The following is a 21,073-nucleotide window of genomic DNA, read 5'->3' as shown; positions in this document are numbered from 1 at the left end:
GTTCCCGTTCCCTGAGTCCGCGGTTCCGCCCCGTCCGGAGCGGCGCGTCATGGTACGAGGGCCCGGTACCGGATTCCCATGATCGATGTCACCGAGCGTGGCGGGCATGGGACGGGCGGGCACGGGTAGCCGTACGGGACGACAGGCCCGTGGGCGCCCGCGCACAATGGCCGCATGGGCTCTTCAGGAACGGGTCCCGCGTCCGGCGAGTTCGTCCGGGGCGCGCCCCCACCCGGCGGCACAATCGTGTCGGCCGTGGGCTACCGCAGGCAGGGCCACAGCACCGCACTCCACCGCGGCCTGCCGTCCCCGTACCTGACGCTGATCTTCTCCCTGGACGGCCCCGTCGTCACCGGCCGCACCCCGGGCGAGGCGACGGGCCCCGACGCCGCGCGCATCGACATCGTCGTCGGCGGTCTGCACCAGAGCCCCGCGTACGTCGTCCAGCCCGAGCGCGAGGCCGGTATCCAGCTCGCCGTGCACCCGCTCGCCGCCCGCGCCCTTCTCGGCCTGCCCGCGGCCGAACTCGCGGGCCCGATGGTCGTCGAGGGCGCCGACGTCCTCGGCCGCGTCGCCGCCGACGTCCGCGAACGCCTCTGCGAACTGGACTCCTGGCAGGACCGCTTCGCCCTCCTGAACGCCTACCTGGCCCACCGCACGGCCGCCGCCGGGCGCACCGGCACGGTACGGCCCGAGGTCGCCGAAGCCTGGTCGTGGCTCGCCCGGCACCGGGGCGCGGGCACCCTGCGCGGCCTGTCCGCCCACGTCGCGCTCAGCGAGCGCCGCCTGTCCGCGCTGTTCCGCGCCGAGACGGGCGTCACCCCCAAACAGGCCGCCCGCCTGCTGCGCTTCCAGCACGCGAAGACGGCCGCCGTCCGCGCGGTCGCCGCGGGCACGCGCCCCGATCTCGCCGGGATCGCCGCCGACTGCGGCTACTACGACCACTCCCACCTGGTACGGGACTTCCACCAGTACACGGACGTCAGCCCGACCGCCTGGCTGGCGGAGGAGTGCCGGAATATCCAAGCCGGGGCGCACGGCGACGGCGAAGACTTGGGCACATGAACACCAACGAAAGCACCCAGAACGCACAGAGCACATCCACTGTGTCGAACCGCCGCGCCCCCGACGTCTGGCCGACCTTCCAGGCCCATGACGCCCCCGCCCTGATCGACTTCCTCGTCGGCACGGTCGGGTTCCTGTGCACCGCCGTGTACGAGGAGGCGGACCGCGTCGCCCACGTCCAGCTCGACTGGCCCGAGGGCGGCGGCGTCATGTTCGGCGGTTACGACCCGGAGGCGGCCGAGTGGTGCGTGGCGCCGGGCACCTTCAGCTCGTACGTCGTCACCGCCCACGTCGACGAGCTCTACCGCAGGCTCACCGGGGCCGGGGTGAAGGTGGTCCGCGAGCTCCAGGAACGGCCGTACGGCAGTCGCGAGTTCAGCGTCGCGGACCCCGAGGGCAACACATGGTCCTTCGGCACCTACCCCGGGGAGCCCCGCCCCGACCAGCCGTGACGCCCGGCCGGGGTGATAACTTGCGGACGCCAGTCGTACCCGTACCAGGGTCGGGGAATCCGGTGCGAGACCGGAACTGACGCGCAGCGGTGAGGGGGACGGACGGGGCCAGCGGCCACTGGGAGTCGGCGAGTCGGCGAGTTCGGCGAGTCGGCGGATTCCTGGGAAGGCGGCCCCGCCCGGACGAACCCGAGTCCGAAGACCTGCTGGCACCGCCGTCCGCACGGGCGGCGGAGTTTCGCAGACCAGGCTCCGCGCATGAGCCCTGAGACTCGGGAAGACGTGTGTCCACGATCGTCCGCCGTACAACTTCCGTCCGCACGCGTACACGTACACGTACACATACGCGTGCACGCACACGTGCCGGTGCCGCCCTGCTGAGTGCCGGTCTCGTCCTGCTCACCGCGTGCGGCGGCGGTTCGTCCACGAAGCAGTCGGACAAGGCGCCGCCCGGCTACCCGGTCACCCTCACCGCGTGCGGGAAGAAGACCGAGGTGCCCGCCCCGCCCCGGCGCGCCGTCTCCCTCGACCAGGGCTCCACCGAGATCCTGCTCTCCCTCGGCCTCGCCGACCGCATGGCGGGCACCGGCACCTGGACGGACCCCGTCCTGAAGGGCCTGGAGAAGGAGAACGCCAAGGTCCCGCGGCTCGCGGACCGCTATCCGTCGCTGGAGAAGGTGCTCGACGAGGAACCCGACTTCGTCAGCGCCTCGTTCCTCTACACGGTCGGCAAGGGCGGCGTCGCCGACCGCGCCAAGTTCACCGACCTCGGCGTGCCCGTCTATGTCTCGCCCACCGACTGCGCGGGCAAGGACAACGCGGGGGACGACGACGGCACCCGTACCAAGACCCTCACCATGGACACCGTGTACGGCGAGATCCGCGACCTGGCGCGGGTCTTCGACGTACGCGAGCGGGGCGAGGACCTGATCGCGGACCTCACGTCGCGCACCGCGAAGGCGAGCAGGTCGATCGACGCCTCCGACACCACCCTCATGTACTGGTTCGCCAACTCCGAGGCCCCGTACATCGCGGGCTGCTGCGGCGCGCCCGGCATCATCACCCGCGAACTCGGCGCGAAGAACGCCTTCGCCGACACCCGCGAGGAATGGCCCCAGATCAACTGGGAGACCGTCGCCGACCGCGACCCCGACGTCCTGGTCATCGGCGACCTCACCCGCAAGTCCCAGTCCGCAGAGAGCGCCCGCCAGAAGATCAAGTTCCTGGAGTCCAACCCGGCCACGAAGAACCTCACAGCCGTGAAGAAGAAGCGGTACGTCCTGCTCAGCGGCCAGGCACTCAACCCGACGATCCGCACCGTCGACGGCATCGAACAGGTCGCGGCGGGGCTGCGCCGGTTCGGTCTGGCGAAGTGAGCGGGCGGTGAGGCGTTCCGCTGAGCCGCCGGGTGGGCGGATGCGGGGTGGCGCAAGGCCGCGGGGCAGCGGGGGAACGCCGCGGGGCAGCGGTGGATGGCCGCGGGGCAGCGGTGGAGGGCCGCGGGGCAGCGGCGGAGGGCTGCGAGGGAGCGCACGGCTGCGGGGGATCCTCCTCGGGCTCGCCGGGCTCGCGGCGCTCTTCCTGTCCCTCGCAATGGCCATCACCATCGGCCCGGCCGACATCTCCGTACCGGACGTGTGGTCGGCGGTGGCGGCGCACCTCGGTTGGGGCGAGCCGGAGCTGACGCCGATCCGCGACGGCATCGTATGGAACCTGCGGATGCCGCGCACGGTCCTCGCGGCGGTGTGCGGGGCGGGCCTCGCGGTGTGCGGGGCGGCGCTCCAGTCGCTGCTCCGCAACCCGCTCGCGGACCCGTTCGTACTCGGCGTCTCCTCCGGGGCGTCCACCGGTGCCGTGGCCGTGGTGGTCCTGGGGGTCGGCGGCGGAGTCCTGACGGTGTCCGCGGGCGCCTTCATCGGCGCCGTACTCTCCTTCGCCCTGGTCCTCCTCCTCAGCCACACCCTGGGCGACACCATCGACCGCGTGGTCCTGTCCGGCGTCGCCGCGATGCAGCTCTTCTCCTCCCTGACCTCCTTCGTCGTCCTGACGGCCGCCGACGCGGAGACGACGCGCGGCGTCCTGTTCTGGCTCCTCGGTTCGCTCAGCGGCACGGGCTGGACGGACGTGTGGCTGTGCGCGGCGGTCCTCCTCGCCGCGCTCACCGTCCTCCTGCTGCACGCCAGGACCCTGGACGCCTTCGCGTTCGGCCAGGACGCGGCGGCGACGCTCGGCGTACGGGTGGGACGGGTGCGTGTCGTCCTGCTCTGCACGACGGCACTCCTGACGGCGGTCCTGGTCAGCAGCGCCGGGGCGATCGGTTTCGTGGGCCTGGTCCTGCCGCACGCGGCCCGGGCGGTGGTGGGCGCGGGGCATCCCCGGCTGCTGCCGGTGACGGCACTCGCGGGCGCGATCTTCCTGATCTGGGTGGACACCCTGGCCCGCACGGTCCTCGACCCGCAGGAGGTGCCGGTGGGCGTGGTGACGTCGCTGATCGGGGTGCCGGCGTTCGTGGTCGTGCTGTACCGGACGAGGAAGGTCACGTGACGGTGTGCGGGGAGGGGGCGGCGGAGACGGGTGCCGCGGCGTCCACGGGGCTTGGCGCGTCCACGGGGCTCACCGCGCCCACGGGGCTTGGCGCGTCCACGGGGCTCACCGCGCCCACGGGGCTTGGCGCGTCCACGGGGCTCACCGCGCCCACGGGACTCACCGCGCTGGAGGGGCTCGCGGCGGAGCGGGTCGCGCATCGGGCGGGCGGCCGCCTGATCGTCGACGGCATCACCCTCGCTGCCCGGCCGGGCAGCACGGTCGGCCTCCTGGGCCCGAACGGCTCCGGCAAGTCCACGCTGCTGCGGCTGCTCTCGGGGGTCCTCGCGCCCGCGGCGGGCGTGGTCACGCTGGACGGCGTACCGCTGCCGCGGCTCGGCCGCAGGACGACGGCCCGCCGCCTCGCGGTGGTCGACCAGCACGCCACGACGCAGGTCGAGTTGACCGTACGGGACGTGGTGGCGCTCGGCCGGATCCCGCACCGCAGGCCGTGGTCGGGCGGCACCCCCGAGGACGACCGGGCCGTCGAGGACGCCCTCGCCCGCACCTCCCTGACCGACCGGGCCGCCCAGTCCTGGCACACCCTGTCCGGCGGCGAACGCCAACGCGCCCACATCGCGCGGGCCCTGGCCCAGGCCCCGCGCGAACTGCTCCTGGACGAGCCCACCAACCACCTGGACATCCAGCACCAACTGGACCTCCTGAACCTGATCGTCTCGCTCCCCGTGACCACGGTGATCGCGTTGCACGACCTGAACCTGGCCGCGATGTTCTGCGACGAGATCCTCGTACTCAAGGAGGGCAGGGCGTACGCGCACGGCACCCCCGCCGACGTCATCACCGAACCGCTGATCGCGGAGGTGTACGGGGTGCGGGCGCGGGTGACGCCGCCGGACCCGGCCGACCCGCTGGACCGCCCGTCGGTACGGTTCCTGCGCCCCTAGACTCACGACGATGACGCTCCGCAGACAATCCACGGATCCCGCGCACGACGTACCGATGGACGACGTACCGATGGACGACGCACCGACGGACGTCGTACCGCTGGACGACGAGATCCCGCCGGACGCCCTCGCCCACCTCCGCGCCGTGTGCCTCAGCTTCCCCGACGCGTACGAGGAACCGGCGTGGACGGGCATCCGCTGGCGCGTCCGCACCCGGACCTTCGCCCACGTCTACCGCACCGACCTGACCCGCTCGTCCGCACCCGCGGCCCGTGCGATGACGACGACGGCGGGCCTGTCGACGACCCTCACGTTCCGCTCGCACGGGGAGGAGTTCGAGGCCCTGACGAGCGCGGGCGCACCGTTCTTCCAACTGTCGTGGGGCGCGAACGTGGTCGGCATGCGCCTGGACGGAACCACGGCGTGGGACGAGGTGAGGGAACTCCTGACGGAGAGCTATTGCGTGCAGGCGCCCAAGCGCCTTGCGGCACGGGTGCTCACGGAGACACGGCCCGGCTCCGCCGAGGCGTAGGCGCCCTGCCGAGGCAGAGGCGTCCCGCCGATGCACAGGCACCCCCCGAGGCCATAGGTGCCCCACCGAGGCACAGGCGCCCCACCGAGGTAGGCGCCCCACCGATGCACAGGCATAGAGCAATCACCGCCGGGCCGATAACCGGAACAGATCCATCCGATTGGCGCAGAGGTAACGATCCTCCGGGTGAACACCACGGCGTTCGCGCGGCCCGCACCGGCCAGGGACTGCCATCCTCAGGCAACGCCCGACCCACCCAGGTCGGCGGAGTACTCCCTCCCCGCCCCAGTCCCTCTCGTCCCCTGACAAGGAGACCCCGTGCGTGTCCGACGCCTGCTGACCAGCGCCCTCGCCACCACCGCCCTAGCCGTCACGTCCCTCGGGATGGTGACCACGACAGCGACCCCCGTGGCCGCGGACCCCTGCGGCTTCTACGAGACCGGCTCCGACGCCTACTACAACCACTGCACGTCGGACGGCTCCCGCGTGGTCATCCACGTCAGGGTCGCCCTGGCCCCCGACTACGAGCGCTGCGTCGCCCCCGGCAGGACCTGGCTGGGCTCGGCAAGCAAGATCCAGGGCGCGCACTACGTCGGCCGCACGTGCTGACGACCGACCGACGGTGAGGAGGCGGGGCCACCGGCGGGCGGCCCCACCTGCGGCCCGGCCCCGCGAACTCCGCGGGTCGGGCCGCCGCCGTTTCCGCACCTGGACGGAACGGTGAACCGATCACGCAAGCCTTAGCGCGCCGACCGCACCAGCCCGCGGAACGGGCGGAACCATGCCGCGGACGCGGTCCGAGCAATGAGTGAAGGCCGCCACCCGTAGGTGACGGCCTTCACTCCGCAGGTCGCAGCACGTTCTGGATGACCCTCGCAGGTCACCCGACCTCACGATTTAGATGTCGAAGTACAGCTCGAACTCGTGCGGGTGCGGGCGGAGCTGGATCGGGGCGATCTCGTTCGTGCGCTTGTAGTCGATCCACGTCTCGATCAGGTCGGACGTGAAGACGCCGCCGGCCTGGAGGTACTCGTTGTCCGCCTCGAGGGCGTCGAGGACCGCGGGGAGGGAGGTGGGGACCTGGGGGACGCCCGCGTGCTCCTCGGGGGCGAGTTCGTAGAGGTCCTTGTCGATGGGCTCGGCCGGCTCGATCTTGTTCTTGACGCCGTCGAGGCCCGCGAGGAGGAGGGCGGAGAAGGCGAGGTAGGGGTTCGAGGACGGGTCGGGGGCGCGGAACTCCACGCGCTTGGCCTTCGGGTTGGAGCCCGTGATCGGGATGCGCATCGCGGCCGAGCGGTTGCGCTGCGAGTAGACCAGGTTGACCGGAGCCTCGAAGCCGGGGACCAAGCGGTGGTAGGAGTTCACCGTGGGGTTGGTGAAGGCCAGGAGCGAGGGGGCGTGCTTGAGGATGCCGCCGATGTAGTAGCGGGCGGTGTCCGAGAGGCCCGCGTAGCCCTGCTCGTCGTAGAAGAGCGGCTCACCGCCGGTCCACAGGGACTGGTGCACATGCATGCCCGAACCGTTGTCACCGAAGATCGGCTTCGGCATGAACGTCGCCGTCTTGCCGTTGCGCCACGCGACGTTCTTCACGATGTACTTGAAGAGCATCAGGTCGTCCGCGGCGGCGAGCAGCGTGTTGAACTTGTAGTTGATCTCCGCCTGGCCCGCCGTGCCCACCTCGTGGTGCTGGCGCTCGACCTTGAGGCCCTGCTTGTCCAGCTCCAGGGAGATCTCCGCGCGCAGGTCGGCGAAGTGGTCCACCGGCGGGGCCGGGAAGTAACCGCCCTTGTAGCGGACCTTGTAGCCGCGGTTGTTCTCGATCGCACCGGTGTTCCAGGCGCCCGCCTCGGAGTCGATCTCGTAGAGCGAGCGGTTGGCGGAGGTCTCGAAGCGGACCGAGTCGAAGACGTAGAACTCGGCCTCGGGGCCGAAGTACGCCGTGTCCGCGATGCCGGTGGAGGCCAGGTACGCCTCCGCCTTCTTGGCCACGTTGCGCGGGTCGCGGGAGTACTGCTCGCCCGTGATCGGGTCGTGGATGAAGAAGTTGACGTTCAGCGTCTTGTCGCGGCGGAAGGGGTCCATCCGGGCGGTGGAGAGGTCCGCGCGCAGTGCCATGTCCGACTCGTGGATCGCCTGGAAGCCGCGGATGGACGAGCCGTCGAAGGCCAGTTCCTCCGTGGGGTCGAACACCTCGGCCGGCACCGTGAAGTGCTGCATGACCCCCGGCAGGTCGCAGAAGCGGACGTCTACGAACTTCACGTCCTCATCCACGAGGAACTTCTTGGCTTCGTCGGCGTTCTGGAACATCCAGCTCCTCCTACTCCCGCCCGGGAAGGAACGGGGTTGCAGCTCGGTCGTGCGGCCGGTGCGGTGGCACACGCTGGGACCCGACCATAAGGACGGTGGATTTCTCAAGCGTGACCCATTTGTTTCGCCGAAGTTAACCAGGGTGAGTGTGGGATGGGTCCGTGCGGCGACCTCACCCTTCCGTGGGGCGACCCCGCCCGCCCGTGAGCGCCGACCCCGCCCACCCGCGGGCGCCGACCCCGCCCACCCCTCCTCGCGCGGCCGCGCAGTACCGTGGACGGGTGGACAACAGGCAAGTAATCGGATCGTGGCTCTCCGGCCCGCGCGCGGCAGCCGAGGACGCGGGCGTCGACTTCGGATACCGGGGCGAGCAGCTCGGCCTGCCCGAGGAGGGCCCCGGCTCCGTCGCCCGGCCCGGCCGCCGCATCGGTGCCATCGCCGTCGACTGGGGCCTCTGCATGGTCATCGCGTACGGCCTGCTCGCCCGCGACAACCCGCAGGCGATGGGCAACTGGGCGCTGGGAATCCTCTTCGTGATGAGCCTGCTGACCGTGGGTACGGTCGGCAGCACGCCCGGCAAGCGCCTGCTCGGCCTGCGCGTCGTCAGCGAGGACGGCGGCCGCCTCGGCTTCGTCCGCGTCCTGGTCCGCAGCGCGCTGCTGTGCGTCGGCATCCCGGCCCTCATCTGGGACCGCGACGGCCGCGGCCTCCACGACCGCCTCGCCCGCGCCGTGCAGGTCAGGATCTGACACATAAACCAGAACGTACGAGAGGGGCGCCGGAACCAGTCGGTTCCGGCGCCCCTCTCGTACGTACACGTCAAAGGAACAGCGGCAGCGTCACCGCATCTTGGGGCCACCCCGCGGCATCCGCATGCCCTTGGGCATCGGACCCTTCGGCAACGGCATGTTGGACATCAGGTCACCCATCGCCTTGAGGCGGTCGTTGGTCGCCGTGACCTGGGGGCCCTGAAGCACCCGGGGGAGCTTCAGGAGGGTGGTGCGGAGCTTCTTGAGCTCGACCTGGCCCTCACCGGTGCCGACCACCACGTCGTGCACGGGCACGTCCGCGACGATGCGGGCCATCTTCTTCTTCTCGGCGGCGAGCAGCGGCTTCAGCCGGTTCGGGTTGCCCTCGGCCACCAGGACGATGCCTGCCTTGCCGACCGTGCGGTGCACCACGTCCTGGCTGCGGTTCATCGCCACCGCGGGGGTCGTGGTCCAGCCGCGGCCGATCTTGTCGAGCACCGCGGCCGCCGCACCGGGCTGGCCCTCCATCTGTCCGAAGGCGGCACGCTCGGCCCTGCGTCCGAAGACGATCGCCATCGCGAGGAAGGCGAGGAGGAAGCCGAGAATGCCGAGGTAGATGGGGTGGTCGATCCAGAAGCCGATCGCGAGGAAGACACCGAAGGTGACGATTCCCACAGCCGCGATGATGAGACCGATCTTGGAGTCGGCCCGCCGGGTCATCTTGTAGGTCAGAGCGATCTGCTTGAGTCGCCCGGGTTCCGCGGCCGAAGCCGCCGCGGTGGTTTCCTTCCTCGCCATGCCCTGAAGTCTACGTGGCCCCGGAGACGACTACGACGTGCGGGTTGATCCCGCCTCTTCCAGCACGCGCTGTGCCTCGACCCGGTCCTTTGCGCGGCGCCGGTCCTCGAGGACCGACGTCCAGGCGTTGCGGCGCGCGGTGCGCTGGCCGCTGCTCATGAGCAGCGACTCCACGACACGCAGCGCGTCGGTGACGGACGGGATGGCGGTGGCGCGAACGGGCGCGGCCTGCATGGTGATGCCCTCCGGAAAACGACGTCGGACGGGGGAGTCCGGCTCTGGCTAAGGCTGTACGTGCGGTAGTACCAGGGTCACTGATTGGTGTTACCAGGGCGTGACCGGGCGGTCAAACACCGATGAAGCCCTGACGCGGGGCCCGCAAACGTTGACGCGGCCCTGACGTTCCCCTCACCTGCGAGGAACGTACGGGCCGCGTCATACCGGCCGCTACTGGTTGGTAGCCACTTGTGCGCAGATTCACACGGCGGGTGCCCTTCCGGTGCCCGGCGGAGCGGAAGCCAAGCGGAAGTCAAGCGGAAGCCGAGCGGAAGCAGCGCCGGGTCAGCAGCGACCCCTCGCGAAGGCCGCGTCAGACCGCCTGCGACGCCACGTACGACCCGCGCCGCTCGATCGCCATCTGGTACAGCCGCCCCGCGCGGTAGGAGGAGCGGACCAGCGGTCCCGACATGACGCCGGAGAAGCCGATCTCCTCGGCCTCCTCCTTGAGCTCCACGAACTCCTGCGGCTTGGCCCAGCGCTCCACGGGGTGGTGGCGCACCGAAGGGCGCAGGTACTGAGTGATCGTGATGAGCTCGCAGCCCGCGTCGTGCAGCCGCTGCAGCGCCTCGCTGATCTCCGCGCGCTCCTCGCCCATGCCGAGGATCAGGTTCGACTTCGTCACCAGACCGGCCTCGCGGGCCTCGGTGATGACCTGCAAAGAGCGCTCGAAGCGGAATCCGGGGCGGATGCGCTTGAAGATGCGCGGCACCGTCTCCACGTTGTGCGCGAGCACCTCGGGGCGCGAGGAGAAGACCTCGGCCAACTGGTCGGGCTCCGCGTTGAAGTCGGGGATGAGCAGCTCGACCTTGGTGTGGCCGCCCTCGCGCTCCGCCGTCATGGCGTGGATCTGGCGGACCGTCTCGGCGTACAGCCAGGCGCCGCCGTCCTGAAGGTCGTCGCGGGCGACGCCGGTGATCGTGGCGTAGTTCAGGTCCATCGTGACGACGGACTCGCCGACGCGGCGGGGCTCGTCGCGGTCGAGGGCCTGCGGCTTGCCGGTGTCGATCTGGCAGAAGTCGCAGCGCCGCGTGCACTGGTCGCCGCCGATGAGGAACGTGGCCTCGCGGTCCTCCCAGCACTCGTAGATGTTCGGACAGCCCGCTTCCTGGCAGACCGTGTGCAGGCCCTCGCTCTTCACGAGCTTCTGCAGGGCGTTGTACTCGGGGCCCATCTTCGCCCGGGTCTTGATCCACTCGGGCTTGCGCTCGATGGGGGTCTGGGCGTTCCGGACCTCCAGGCGCAGCATCTTGCGTCCGTCGGGTGCGACTGCGGACACATCGGCTCCCTGTTAGCTGGCGTAACTTCGATTCGTCGGCGCACCCCAGGGTACGCCCGTCATGTCATGGGGCTTACGTACGGCCAACCTCTGGCCCAAGGGGTGCATTCCCGTACGCGGGCCGCGTTCCGTACGACATCCCGTGCGGCAGGGGCCCCGCGCCCACCGGAACGGCTAGACGACCGCGGGCTTCGCCACCTCGCGCGGCTTGAGCTCCGCGTTCTCCAGGACGTCCCGCAGATGCTTCTCCGCCACCGGCAGGACGTCGGCGATCGTGATGGCGCGGCCCAGCTCGTGGGCGATCGACGTCACGCCCGCGTCCCGGATGCCGCACGGCACGATCCGGTCGAACCAGGTGTTGTCCGGGTTCACGTTCAGGGCGAAGCCGTGCATCGTGACGCCCTTGGCGACGCGGATGCCGATCGCGGCGACCTTGCGGTCCTCGCGGCGCTGGCCCGCGTTGGAGGGCGCGTACTCCGGGCCGTGGAGACGGGGGTCGAACTCGTCGTCCTGGAGCCGCGGGTCGAAGTCGAGGCTGAGCCCGCCGAGCGCCGGACGCGACTCCACCGGGTCACCGAGGACCCATACGCCGCTGCGCCCCTCCACCCTCGTGGTTTCGAGGCCGAACTCGGCACACGTTCGGATAAGTGCCTCTTCCAGACGGCGTACATGTGCTACGACGTCCACCGGACGCGGCAGCTTCTGGATCGGATAGCCGACGAGCTGCCCCGGGCCGTGCCAGGTGATCTTGCCGCCGCGGTCCACGTCCACGACGGGCGTGCCGTCCAGCGGGCGCTCGCTCGGCTCGGTCCTGCGGCCCGCCGTGTAGACCGGCGGGTGCTCCAGGAGCAGACAGGTGTCCGGGGCCTCGTCGGCGAAGCGGGCGGCGTGCACCCGGCGCTGCTCGTCCCAGGCCTCCTGGTACTCGACGGACTCGGGGCCGAAACCCAGTTGGATGAATCGCAACTCGCCCACGGCACGTGCCTCCCTAGAACCATCCCCGTGCACTCCGCGCACGCCGCGGCCACCGCGTGCGCAGACCCGTCCCGCACCCGGAAACTTTCACCGTGCACGGATCGTGCCCCTGCCACTCTACGTCCGGCGGCAGCCCGTCAGCCGTCCGGTCAATCCTCACACGATCGGATGAATACGGCTTGAAGGTCACGATCAGGGCCCTCAGCGCCGCTACATTCACGCCGTTCACGAGGCCATAAGGGCTGCTCAAGGCAGGCCCGGAAGGCAGGAGACCGCACAGCTGATGACGGAACGACCTCCGCAGCGCACCCCCAACCGACAGCTAGCCGCGCTCATCGCGGAAGCAGGTTTCTCCAATGCGGGCCTCGCCCGCCGCGTCGATCAGCTAGGGCTCGAGCACGGGCTCGATCTCAGGTACGACAAGACGTCGGTGACGCGTTGGCTCAGAGGCCAGCAGCCGCGCGGCACGACCCCCGCACTGATCGCGGAGGTCTTCACCCGGCGGCTCGGGCGCCGGCTCTCCGCGCAGGACCTCGGGCTCGACGCGTGCGCGCCCGTCTACGCGGGACTTGAGTTCGCCTCCTCGCCCGAGGAGGCCGTCGACATCGTCGGCGGACTGTGGCGCAAGGACTCCGGCAGCCACGCCGAACTGCGCAAGATCGCCTTCACCCCGGCCGGGCTCGTGGTGCCGAGCCGGGACTGGCTGATCGGCCGCGCCGACGAACGCGTCGCCCGCGGCGAGCCCCCGCAGACGCCGCGCGTACCCGCCCAGGGCCGCCCCGCCGTGCCCCGTCAGCGCCGCGAGACCGACCGCGGCCCCGGCCACCGGGTCACCGGTGGCGACATCGCGGCCCTGCGCTCCGTCGGCGAGCTGTTCCGCGCCCTCGACCACGCCTACGGCGGCGGCCACGCCCGTCAGGCCCTGGTCCGCTATCTGGAGCACGAGGCCGAGCCGATGCTCCGCGGCACCTACGGCGAACAGGCGGGGCGGCGCCTGTTCGCGGCCGCGGCCGACCTGACCAGGCTCGCGGGCTGGACGTCGTACGACATCGCGGCGCACGGCCTCGCCCAGCGGTACTTCGTCCAGGCCCTGCGCCTGTCGCAGGCCGCGGGCGACCGCGCGTACGGCAGCTACGTCCTGGTCACCATGAGCCGCCAGGCCGTCTACCTCGGCCACGGACGCGAGGCGGTGCAGCTCGCCCGCGTCGCCCAGCAGGGCGTCGGCTCATCGGCGCCACCCGTCGTCCAGGCCCTGCTGCACGCCGTCGAGGCCCGCGGGCACGGGGTCCTCGGGGAGGTGCGGGCCTGCGCGGCGTCGATGGTGCGGGCTGAGCGCGTCCTGGAGACGGCACGGCCCGGTGACGAGGTCCCGTACTGGGCGCGCTTCTTCGACGAGGCCCAGCTCGCCGACGAGTTCGCGCACTGCAACCGCGACCTCCAGCAGTACCGCGCCGCCGCCCAGCACGCCGAGCGCTCCCTCCAGTTGCGCGCCCCCGGCTACGCCCGCAGCAGGCTCTTCTGCCGCGTCGTCCTCGCCTCCGCACGGCTCGGCCTCGGTGAACTGGAACAGGCCTGCCAACTGGGCGCGGAGGCGGCCCAGGCGGCGGGCGAGATGCGCTCGGTCCGTGCGGTGGAGTACGTACGCGACTTCGAACGCCGCCTGGAGCCCTACCGGGACGCGGCACCCGTACGCGGGTACCGCGACAAGGTCGCGGCACTGGGTTAGCGGGGCGGGGCTGGAGCTCGCGCCGGTGAGTTCCAGCCCGTCGAGGCGGCCGCTCCCCGCACCTGCTCAAGCGGCCGCGGATAACGCCTCTTCCGTGGCCGCAGGTTCGACCCCCAGGTCGGCAAGCGCGGCGGCAGCCGCCCTGCGGCCCGAGTGCAGCGCCCCCTGCACGGTGCTGGTGTCCCGGTGGTCACCGCACACGTACAGGCCCGCCAACAGCCGTACGGGGCGGCGCACATCGTGCGGTGGCGGCATCGCGGGCACCGCCTCGCGCGTGTGGTGGACGGCGAGGAGCTGCCAGCTCCTCGTGGAGGTGCCGTACAGCTCCGCGAGGTGGGTGCTGACGTGCTGCTCCAGGTCGTCGGGCGGCGGGCCGAGGACGGTCGAGGAGACCAGGGTGCGGCCCGCGGGCGCGCGCGTGGGGTCGACCCGGCTGACCACGGCCGTGTGCGCGACCGGGCCCCGGCGGTCGGCGTCGAGGAGGAGGGCGGGTTCCGCGAGCGGTGGTTCGGGGGCCTCGTGGTGCACCACCGTCACCGGGTGGAAGGACGGCACCCGCAGGCCCGGCAGGAGCTCGGCGGCGGCGCGCGCGTCGGTGGCGAGCAGCACACCGGCGCAGGACAGCTCGCCGTGCTCCGCGGTGGTGACGCGGTTCGCGGACACCGAGGTGACGCGTACGCCGGTGCGCACGGTACCGGGCGGCAGCGCGGCCGCGAGCAGCTCGGGCAGGGCGTCGGCGCCGCCCTCGGGCAGACAGAGCCTGCCGCGCGCGAAGGCGTGCAGGGCGAGGTCGGCGCAGCGGCTCGACGTCGTCAGGTCCGGGTCGCAAAGCAGCGCCGAGAGCAGCGGGCGCAGGAACCCCGCCACCGTGCGCGCGGGCAGACCGCGCGCGGTCAGGGCCTGGACGGCGGGCAGTTCGGGGCGGGCGAGCAGCCGTGGGACCGGGGTCGCCGCGATCCGGGCGAGGGCCGCCCCGAGGCGGGCCTGGTCGAGCGCGCCGCCCAGGGGGGCGGTGCGGGACCCGGGCCCGGACGGCGGGGGCGTGGTTCCGGCCGGGTGCCGGGGCGGGGCGCCGGGTACCGGGCGCCGTGGCCGCGTCACCCGGGGGGCGCTCGCCAGGGCCCGTGCCGCAGTGAGTGCGCCCCGTGCGCCCCCTGCGCTCTTGCTCCCGCCCGGCTCCGCCGCCCGGTGGTGCCTGCCCTCGCTGTGCACGAGGAGACCGGGCGCGAACGGGCGCAGAACGAGGGCGTCGAGTCCGGGCGCGTGGCGCAGTTCCGGATACGACGTGGTCAGTAGCTGACCGATCCGGTCGAGCCGGAAACCGTCCACCTTCTCCGTGGACATCCGGCCGCCGACGTAAGGGGCGGCTTCCAGGACAATGGTCGTTACACCGGCCCTGGTGAGGCGGTGGGCGGCCGACAGGCCCGCGATCCCGGCCCCCACGATGACGACATCGGCTTGGTGCGCAGGCTCTGGCACGTGCTCCTCCCGGAGGTTGCGCGGTTCGCTCGACGGCTGGGGAGCCTCATGCCCTCGGCAGGGCGGCGGAATCCCCGAGTTCCGCTTGAGGGTAGGAGCGCGGACGTCCCGCGGCAGTCGCGCACGGACCGGGCACGGTCGCACACCGGTCGCACACGTGCGCGGTCCCGGGCGGAACCGGCGGCCCGGCGCAGGAACATGCCCCGGGCCTCATCCCAGCGCCGCCCGCACCGCGTCGTCGATCCGGGGGTGGGCGAAGGTGAAGCCGGACTCCGAGAGCCTGGCCGGAAGCACGCGCTGGCTGCCGAGGACGTCGCCCGCCATCTCACCGAGGACCAGGCGCAGCGCGGGCGCGGGCGCGGGGAACAGCGTGGGGCGGCGCAGCACCCGGCCCATCGCGGCCGTCACCTCGCGATTGGTGACCGGCTCCGGCGCCGTCAGGTTGAAAGGACCCGACAGGTCGTCCCGCGCGAGCAGGTGCCGCAGCGCCGCCACCTCGTCCCGCAGCGCGATGAAGCTCCAGTACTGCCGCCCGTCGCCGAGCCGTCCGCCGAGCCCCGCCTTGAAGAGCGGGAACATCCGCCCCCAGGCGCCGCCCTCGCGTGCGACCACCAGACCGCTGCGCGCGAACACCGTGCGCACGCCCGCCTCCTGGACCGGCGCGGCCGCCTGCTCCCACTCCACGCACATCGACGGCAGGAACCCGTCCCCGGCAGGGGCGCTCTCGTCCACCGCGCGGGAACCGGTGTCTCCGTAGTAGCCGATCGCGCTGCCGTTCAGGAACACGCGTGGCGGGGCGTCGAGCGCGGTCACGGCGGCGGCGAGCGCCCTGGTGCCGAGCACCCTGCTGTCCCTCAGCTCACGCTTGTACGCGTCGTTCCACCGGCGGTCCCCGATACCGGCGCCCGCCAGGTTCACGACGGCGTCGCAGCCCGCGAGCCCGGCCGTGTCCACGTACCCCTTCGCGGGGTCCCAGCGCACCTCGTCCGCGGCCCGCGGCTCCCGGCGCACGAGCCGCACCACCTCGTGCCCGTCGGCGGCCAGGGAGCGCACGAGCGCCGAGCCGATGAGCCCGGAGGCCCCCGCCACGGCGACGCGTCCCGGGCCGCCGGACGCCTCCGCGAAGGGCGCTGCAGGCTCCGCTGACTCGGCGGGTGGTACGGGTTCGTCCATGGGCACATCCTGCCGTGAAACCATGGACACAGCCTGCCGGGAGAGCCGGGAAAAGTGCGCCTGTACCGTCGTACGCCCGCCGTACAGTGACGCTCATGCAGCAGACGTACATACGCACCGCGCGTGCCGACGACGATGACGTGCTGGCTCGTCTGGACCGGGACCACTGGTCCACCCTGCACTCCGTACAGCCGCGACCGCGGCCGCCCCACGACCCGTTCTTCACGGAGCGCTTCGGCCCCCGCGACCACCTGGTCGCCGAGCTGGACGGCAGGACGGTGGGCTACATCCGGCTCGGCTTCCCGACCCCGCTCGCCGTGAACGCGCACGTACGTCAGATCCTGGGCTTCGTCGTCGCCGACGAGGCGCGCGGCAAGGGGGTGGGCCGCCTCTTGCTGCGGGCCGCGGTGGCGGAGGCCCGCCGCCAGGGCGCCCGCCGCGTCACGCTGCGCGTCCTCGGGCACAACACGGCGGCCCGGGCGCTCTACGAGTCCGAGGGCTTCGCCGTCGAGGGCGTACTGCCCGGCGAGTTCCTCCTGGACGGACGGTACGTCGACGACGTCCTGATGGGGCGCCCCGTGTGACGACGTCCCGACGGGCGTCCCCTCGTGGCACCGGCACCGGGGCGCCGTGCGCGGACCGCGCGGCACTCCCGACGGACCGGCCCGGCGTGCGCCCCGCGGACGCCCGTAGGAGCGTGGACACGTCCTCCGGTCCGCCGGGAAGGAGCACCGATGATCAGGGCCGCGGCCAGGCGGCGGGACGCGCGGGAGGCAGGCTGGCCGCGCGGCGCGACCACGCCCCCGTGGGCACGCTGGCCCGCGCCCGTGCTCCTGGTTCTGACGTGCGCCGTCCAGCTCGCCACCCCGCGGACCCTCGACCTCAGCTTCCTGCTCGCCGCCGTGCCCCCGCTGGCCGCCCTCGCCTACGGGCCCGCCGCCACCGCGCTCCTCGGCGGCACCGTCCTGCTGCTGATCTCCCTGCCGGACTACGACCTGGGGCACCCCGGTGAGAGCGACACCGCGACCGTGGCCTTCGTGGCCGTGCTCAGCGTGCTCTTCGCCTGGGTGCGCAGCCGCCGCGACGCCCAGCTCGTCACCGTCCGCACGGTCGCGGAGGCCGCCCAGTTCGCGGTCCTGCCGCCGCTCCCGGACCGGGTGGGGCCGGTGCGCTGCGCGGGCCTGTACCGGGCGGCGCAGCGCGGCACGCTCGTCGGCGGCGACCTCTTCGACGTCCGCAGGGGACCGCACGGGGTGCGCGCCCTGGTCGGGGACGTGCAGGGGCACGGGCTCGCCGCCGTCGGTACCGTCGCGGCGCTGCTCGGCGCCTTCCGGGAGGCGGTCCTCGACCAGGACGACCTCGCGGGCGTCGCCGCGTGCCTGGACCGGCGCCTGGTCGTCGACGCCGAGGAGGCGGGACAGAGCCGCCGCCTCGTCATCGACCCCGAGGAGGAGGCGCCCGGCGACCCCGCCGAACTCTTCGCCACCGCCGTCCTCCTCGACTTCGGCGAGACGGCCCGCGAGCTGCGCTTCCTCTGCTTCGGCCATCCGCCGCCGCTGCTCATCCGCGGCGGCACGGTCACCGAACTGCGCGTCGCCGCCCCGGGCACGCCGCTCGGCCTCGGCATCGCGGGGGTGACGCCGCCCGAACAGGTCGTGGTGGACCTGGAGCCCGGCGACTGGGTGCTGACCGTGACCGACGGCGTGACCGAGGCACGCGACGCGTCCGGGGCGTTCTACCCGCTGGCGCAGCGGCTGCCCACCGTCTTCGAGGCCGAGCGCGACGACCCCGTCGCCTTCACGGACGCGATCTGGAGCGACCTGGTCCGCTTCTCCGGCGGGGTACGGGACGACGTGGCGCTGCTGGTGTTCGTGGTGGGGGAGTAGGGCCGTACGCGGCGGGGAGCGGGCGCGGACCCGGTCAGCCGGACGCGAACCGCTCCCACAGCTTCGGGTAGAGCTGCCCGAGGGTCCGGTCGTCCTCGAAGTCGACGGGGGTGCCCTCCGGCTCGGGCGGCGCGGGCGCGATGCCGAGGTCGGGGGCGACGGTGCCGGTCATCCGCTCGTACGCCTCGTCGGCGGCGTAGCCGAGCTCCTCGCCGTCCCCGTCGATCTCGTCGTCGAAGTCGTCGAGGAGGTCCGCGAGGGAGTCCGGGTCGTGCACGGCGCCCTCGAAGACCACCCGGCCCTGCCCGATCAGCCAGCACCGGAAGTAGTCGAAGGCGTCGTCGCTCGCGCCGTCGAGCAGGATCCAGGCCGCGCCCCACAGGTCCCAGCGGTACGCGCGGTTGTAGCGGGCCTCGAAGTGCCGCGCGAAGTCCAGGACGGCGTCCGGGTCGTACTCAAGGAGCTTGTCGACGACCAGCTCGGCCTGGTCCTCGGGGTCGCCCTCGGCGGCCTCGCGGGTGCTGTCCACGAACTCCCAGAACTCCGTCTCGTCCATCACGGGTCCAGCATCGGTCCTCGGCGGTGGGGGCGCACGCGGAGTGCGCCGGAATGCGGCTGTGTCGTTATGCGTGCACATGCCCGTGGAAAGACCGACAGAGGATGTCCGCTTTCACTGCGAGGGTCTTCGGCATGGACAAGGACAGGGGCAGGGACATGGACAAGGACCTGGACACGGAAGCGGAGAACGGAGCGGAGAACCAGACGGAGAGCGGGACGACCGGGCGGACGGCGGCAGCGGCGGCGGACGCCCTGACCGGGAAGATCGCGCTGGTGGCCGGGGCCACGCGCGGGGCCGGCCGGGCCATGGCGGTGGAGCTGGGCAGGGCCGGGGCGACGGTGTACGTCACCGGCCGGACGACACGGGAGCACACCAGCGAGGTCGGCAGGACCCAGGAGACCATCGAGGGCACCGCGGACCTCGTCACCGCGGCGGGAGCGGACGCGGGCACGGGCGGCACGGGCATCGCGGTGCCCACCGACCACCTGGACCCCGAGCAGGTGCGCGCCCTGGTCGAGCGGATCGAGCGGGAGCAGAGCCGCCTGGACATCCTCGTCAACGACATCTGGGGCGGCGACGTCCATGTCGAGTGGGACAAGAAGATGTGGGAGCACGACCTGGACAAGGGGCTGCGCATCCTGCGCCTCGGCGTCGAGACCCACATCGTCACCAGCCGTTACGCGCTGCCGCTCCTGATCCGCAACCCCGGCGGCCTGGTGGTGGAGGTGACCGACGGCACGGACGAGTTCAACCGCCGCTACCGCAAGCCGCTGTACTACGACCTGGCGAAGGCGGCGCCGCTGCGGATGGCGCGCGCGCTCGCGGAGGAACTGAAGGAGTACGACTGCACGGCGCTGTGCCTGACGCCGGGCTGGCTGCGCTCCGAGGCCATGCTCGACACGCACTTCAAGGTCACCGAGGACGACTGGCGGGCGGGCTGCGAGCAGAACCCGCACTTCGCGATCTCCGAGACCCCGGCGTTCGTGGGCCGGGCGCTCGCCGCCCTCGCGTCGGACCCCGAGGTGGCCCGGTGGAACGGCGCCTCCCTGTCCAGCGGCGGCCTCGCCAAGGAGTACGGCTTCACGGACGTGGACGGCTCGGCGCCGGACGCCTGGCGGTACATCACGGAGGTGGAGCAGGAGGGCAAGGAGGCGGACGTGACGGGCTATCGGTAGAGCTCGGCCATCCTGGCCGCCGTCGTGGCGAGGCGCTCCCGCAGCTCCGGCGGCTGAAGGACCTCCACCTCAGGGCCCAGCATGAGCAGTTGCGTGTACGCGACGACGGCGGACTCGATGGGCAGGGTGACCGTGACCCGGCCCCGGTCGTCGTGTTCGGCACCGGCCAGGACCTCCTGGGCGACGGCGCGGTCGGTGACGTGGGGGAGCTGCCTGGCGCCGTCGGGGGACAGCCGCAGGACGGCCTCCTCACGCAGGATGGCGCGGGCGAACTGGGCGGCGCGCTCCTCCCAGAACGCGGGCAGGTCGAAGTCCTCGTCGCGTACGAAGCGGTCGGTGGCTGCCGGGGTGACGGAGGTGAAGCGGTCGATGCGGTACACGCGGTGGGAGCCGGTCTCCGGGACGCGGGCGCACAGGTACCAGACGCCCGCCTTGAGGACCAGGCCGTACGGTTCGAGCTCCCGCTCCACCTCGGTGTCCTGGCGCCGGTAGCGGGCCACCACCGGGCGGTCGTCCCACACCGCGTCGGCCACGGCGGGCAGCAGGGCTGGGGGCGGGGTCTCCTTGAACCAGCCGGGGGCGTCCAGGTGGAAGCGCTGGGCCGCGCTCTGGGGGGCGTCGCGCAGGGACGGGAGCAGGGCGGCGGAGACCTTCAGACGGGCGGCCGACGCGGCGTCCTCCAGGCCCATCTCGCGCAGGGCGCCCGGGACTCCGGACAGGAACAGGGCCTCCGCCTCGCTGCGGGCGAGCCCCGTCAGACGGGTCCGGTATCCCCCGACGAGGCGGTAGCCGCCCGTCCGGCCGCGGTCCGCGTACACGGGCACGCCCGCCTCCGAGAGGGCCTGGGCGTCCCGTGTGATGGTGCGCTCCGAGACCTCGAGCTCCGCCGCGAGTTCGGCAGCGGTCATGGATGCCCGCGACTGGAGCAGCAGCACCATCTTGATGAGCCGGGCAGCACGCATGTCCCCATGATGCCGGGTGCCCGTTACCTGCGGTGGCGCCGGGAGGGGGCGCCGGGGCGGCGGTCATGGGCGAGCGCTGGCCGGTGCGGCGGGGCCGACAGTCACGGGTGGATGCCGGGCGGTGCGCCGGGGCCGACAGTCACGGGTGAGTGCCGGACGGTACGGCGGGGCCGACGGTCACGGGTGGGTGGG

21 protein-coding genes and 1 riboswitch are annotated in these 21,073 nt (G+C 72.4%); of the genes, 12 read left to right on the top strand and 9 right to left on the bottom strand.

Annotation, left to right across the window (positions count from 1 at the left end; all coding sequences use genetic code 11):
* Window positions 1-174: 174 nt before the first annotated feature.
* The 7 genes from IG78_RS0137425 (at window position 175) to IG78_RS0137395 (ending at window position 6,146) form a co-directional block, all read left to right on the top strand.
* Window positions 175-1,065, top strand: coding sequence for an AraC family transcriptional regulator (locus IG78_RS0137425; protein WP_030572926.1), 891 nt, complete (start codon window positions 175-177; stop codon window positions 1,063-1,065).
* The gene (locus IG78_RS0137420) at window positions 1,062-1,517 is read left to right on the top strand and encodes a VOC family protein (RefSeq protein ID WP_030572923.1); all 456 of its coding nucleotides are present in this window, start codon (window positions 1,062-1,064) and stop codon (window positions 1,515-1,517) included. Before IG78_RS0137425 ends, IG78_RS0137420 begins: the two co-directional genes overlap by 4 nt.
* A gap of 13 nt (window positions 1,518-1,530) precedes the next feature.
* Window positions 1,531-1,742: riboswitch (cobalamin riboswitch) on the top strand.
* Window positions 1,743-1,891: 149 nt separating this feature from the next.
* Entirely contained in the window at window positions 1,892-2,893 is a 1,002-nt protein-coding gene (locus IG78_RS0137415) for an ABC transporter substrate-binding protein (protein ID WP_030572920.1), read from the top strand.
* Window positions 2,894-2,933: 40 nt separating this feature from the next.
* Complete coding sequence (locus IG78_RS0137410; protein WP_404827823.1) at window positions 2,934-4,061, top strand: FecCD family ABC transporter permease; 1,128 nt, start codon at window positions 2,934-2,936, stop codon at window positions 4,059-4,061.
* Window positions 4,062-4,228: 167 nt separating this feature from the next.
* Window positions 4,229-5,005, top strand: a complete 777-nt coding sequence (locus tag IG78_RS0137405) for an ABC transporter ATP-binding protein (RefSeq protein WP_030572913.1) — start codon at window positions 4,229-4,231, stop codon at window positions 5,003-5,005.
* Window positions 5,006-5,015: 10 nt separating this feature from the next.
* Complete coding sequence (locus tag IG78_RS0137400; RefSeq protein ID WP_225882381.1) at window positions 5,016-5,537, top strand: MmcQ/YjbR family DNA-binding protein; 522 nt, start codon at window positions 5,016-5,018, stop codon at window positions 5,535-5,537.
* A 318-nt stretch (window positions 5,538-5,855) separates the two neighbouring features.
* Window positions 5,856-6,146, top strand: coding sequence for a DUF6355 family natural product biosynthesis protein (locus IG78_RS0137395; protein WP_037687426.1), 291 nt, complete (start codon window positions 5,856-5,858; stop codon window positions 6,144-6,146).
* A 288-nt stretch (window positions 6,147-6,434) separates the two neighbouring features.
* On the opposite strand, the gene glnA is transcribed toward IG78_RS0137395, so the two are convergent.
* Window positions 6,435-7,844 (bottom strand): type I glutamate--ammonia ligase, encoded by a 1,410-nt coding sequence (gene glnA / locus IG78_RS0137390; RefSeq protein WP_030572904.1) that lies wholly within the window; start codon window positions 7,842-7,844, stop codon window positions 6,435-6,437.
* Between the two features lie 281 nt (window positions 7,845-8,125).
* Between glnA and IG78_RS0137385 the strand changes: the two genes are divergently transcribed.
* Window positions 8,126-8,593: an RDD family protein gene (locus IG78_RS0137385; protein WP_030572901.1), complete on the top strand. Its 468-nt coding sequence runs from the start codon at window positions 8,126-8,128 to the stop codon at window positions 8,591-8,593.
* A gap of 90 nt (window positions 8,594-8,683) precedes the next feature.
* Here the strand turns inward: IG78_RS0137385 and IG78_RS0137380 are convergent, their stop codons facing one another.
* From IG78_RS0137380 to lipB, 4 genes are all read right to left on the bottom strand, one after another.
* Entirely contained in the window at window positions 8,684-9,391 is a 708-nt protein-coding gene (locus tag IG78_RS0137380; RefSeq protein ID WP_030572899.1) for a DUF4191 domain-containing protein, read from the bottom strand.
* Between the two features lie 30 nt (window positions 9,392-9,421).
* A complete protein-coding gene (locus IG78_RS0137375; protein WP_030572897.1) occupies window positions 9,422-9,625 on the bottom strand; it encodes an SCO2195 family GlnR-regulated protein in 204 nt (67 codons plus the stop codon).
* 355 nt (window positions 9,626-9,980) lie between these two features.
* Entirely contained in the window at window positions 9,981-10,946 is a 966-nt protein-coding gene (locus tag IG78_RS0137370; protein ID WP_030572894.1) for a lipoyl synthase, read from the bottom strand.
* 174 nt (window positions 10,947-11,120) lie between these two features.
* Complete coding sequence (lipB, locus tag IG78_RS0137365; RefSeq protein ID WP_030572892.1) at window positions 11,121-11,921, bottom strand: lipoyl(octanoyl) transferase LipB; 801 nt, start codon at window positions 11,919-11,921, stop codon at window positions 11,121-11,123.
* Window positions 11,922-12,204: 283 nt separating this feature from the next.
* Between lipB and IG78_RS0137360 the strand changes: the two genes are divergently transcribed.
* Window positions 12,205-13,647 carry an NsdA family TPR-like regulatory protein gene (locus IG78_RS0137360; RefSeq protein WP_030572890.1) on the top strand — a complete coding sequence of 481 codons (1,443 nt, stop codon included), beginning with the start codon at window positions 12,205-12,207 and terminating at the stop codon, window positions 13,645-13,647.
* 66 nt (window positions 13,648-13,713) lie between these two features.
* On the opposite strand, the gene IG78_RS0137355 is transcribed toward IG78_RS0137360, so the two are convergent.
* Entirely contained in the window at window positions 13,714-15,126 is a 1,413-nt protein-coding gene (locus tag IG78_RS0137355) for an NAD(P)/FAD-dependent oxidoreductase (protein ID WP_030572888.1), read from the bottom strand.
* A gap of 210 nt (window positions 15,127-15,336) precedes the next feature.
* A complete protein-coding gene (locus IG78_RS0137350; RefSeq protein ID WP_078965883.1) occupies window positions 15,337-16,299 on the bottom strand; it encodes a TIGR01777 family oxidoreductase in 963 nt (320 codons plus the stop codon).
* Between the two features lie 95 nt (window positions 16,300-16,394).
* Between IG78_RS0137350 and IG78_RS0137345 the strand changes: the two genes are divergently transcribed.
* A complete protein-coding gene (locus tag IG78_RS0137345; protein ID WP_030572882.1) occupies window positions 16,395-16,883 on the top strand; it encodes a GNAT family N-acetyltransferase in 489 nt (162 codons plus the stop codon).
* A 150-nt stretch (window positions 16,884-17,033) separates the two neighbouring features.
* Complete coding sequence (locus IG78_RS0137340; protein WP_030572880.1) at window positions 17,034-18,185, top strand: PP2C family protein-serine/threonine phosphatase; 1,152 nt, start codon at window positions 17,034-17,036, stop codon at window positions 18,183-18,185.
* A 34-nt stretch (window positions 18,186-18,219) separates the two neighbouring features.
* Here the strand turns inward: IG78_RS0137340 and IG78_RS0137335 are convergent, their stop codons facing one another.
* Entirely contained in the window at window positions 18,220-18,741 is a 522-nt protein-coding gene (locus IG78_RS0137335) for a DUF4240 domain-containing protein (RefSeq protein ID WP_030572877.1), read from the bottom strand.
* Between the two features lie 134 nt (window positions 18,742-18,875).
* On the opposite strand from IG78_RS0137335, the gene IG78_RS0137330 reads away from it, so the two are divergent.
* Window positions 18,876-19,919, top strand: coding sequence for an SDR family oxidoreductase (locus tag IG78_RS0137330; protein WP_225882380.1), 1,044 nt, complete (start codon window positions 18,876-18,878; stop codon window positions 19,917-19,919).
* Here the strand turns inward: IG78_RS0137330 and IG78_RS0137325 are convergent.
* Window positions 19,910-20,881 (bottom strand): helix-turn-helix transcriptional regulator, encoded by a 972-nt coding sequence (locus IG78_RS0137325; protein WP_030572873.1) that lies wholly within the window; start codon window positions 20,879-20,881, stop codon window positions 19,910-19,912. The two genes, IG78_RS0137330 and IG78_RS0137325, sit on opposite strands and share 10 nt — an antisense overlap.
* Window positions 20,882-21,073: the final 192 nt, after the last annotated feature.

It is taken from the genome of Streptomyces aureocirculatus (assembly GCF_000720475.1).
Classification (GTDB): Bacteria; Actinomycetota; Actinomycetes; order Streptomycetales; family Streptomycetaceae; genus Streptomyces; species Streptomyces aureocirculatus.
This window is presented reverse-complemented; position numbering and strand designations above follow the sequence as displayed.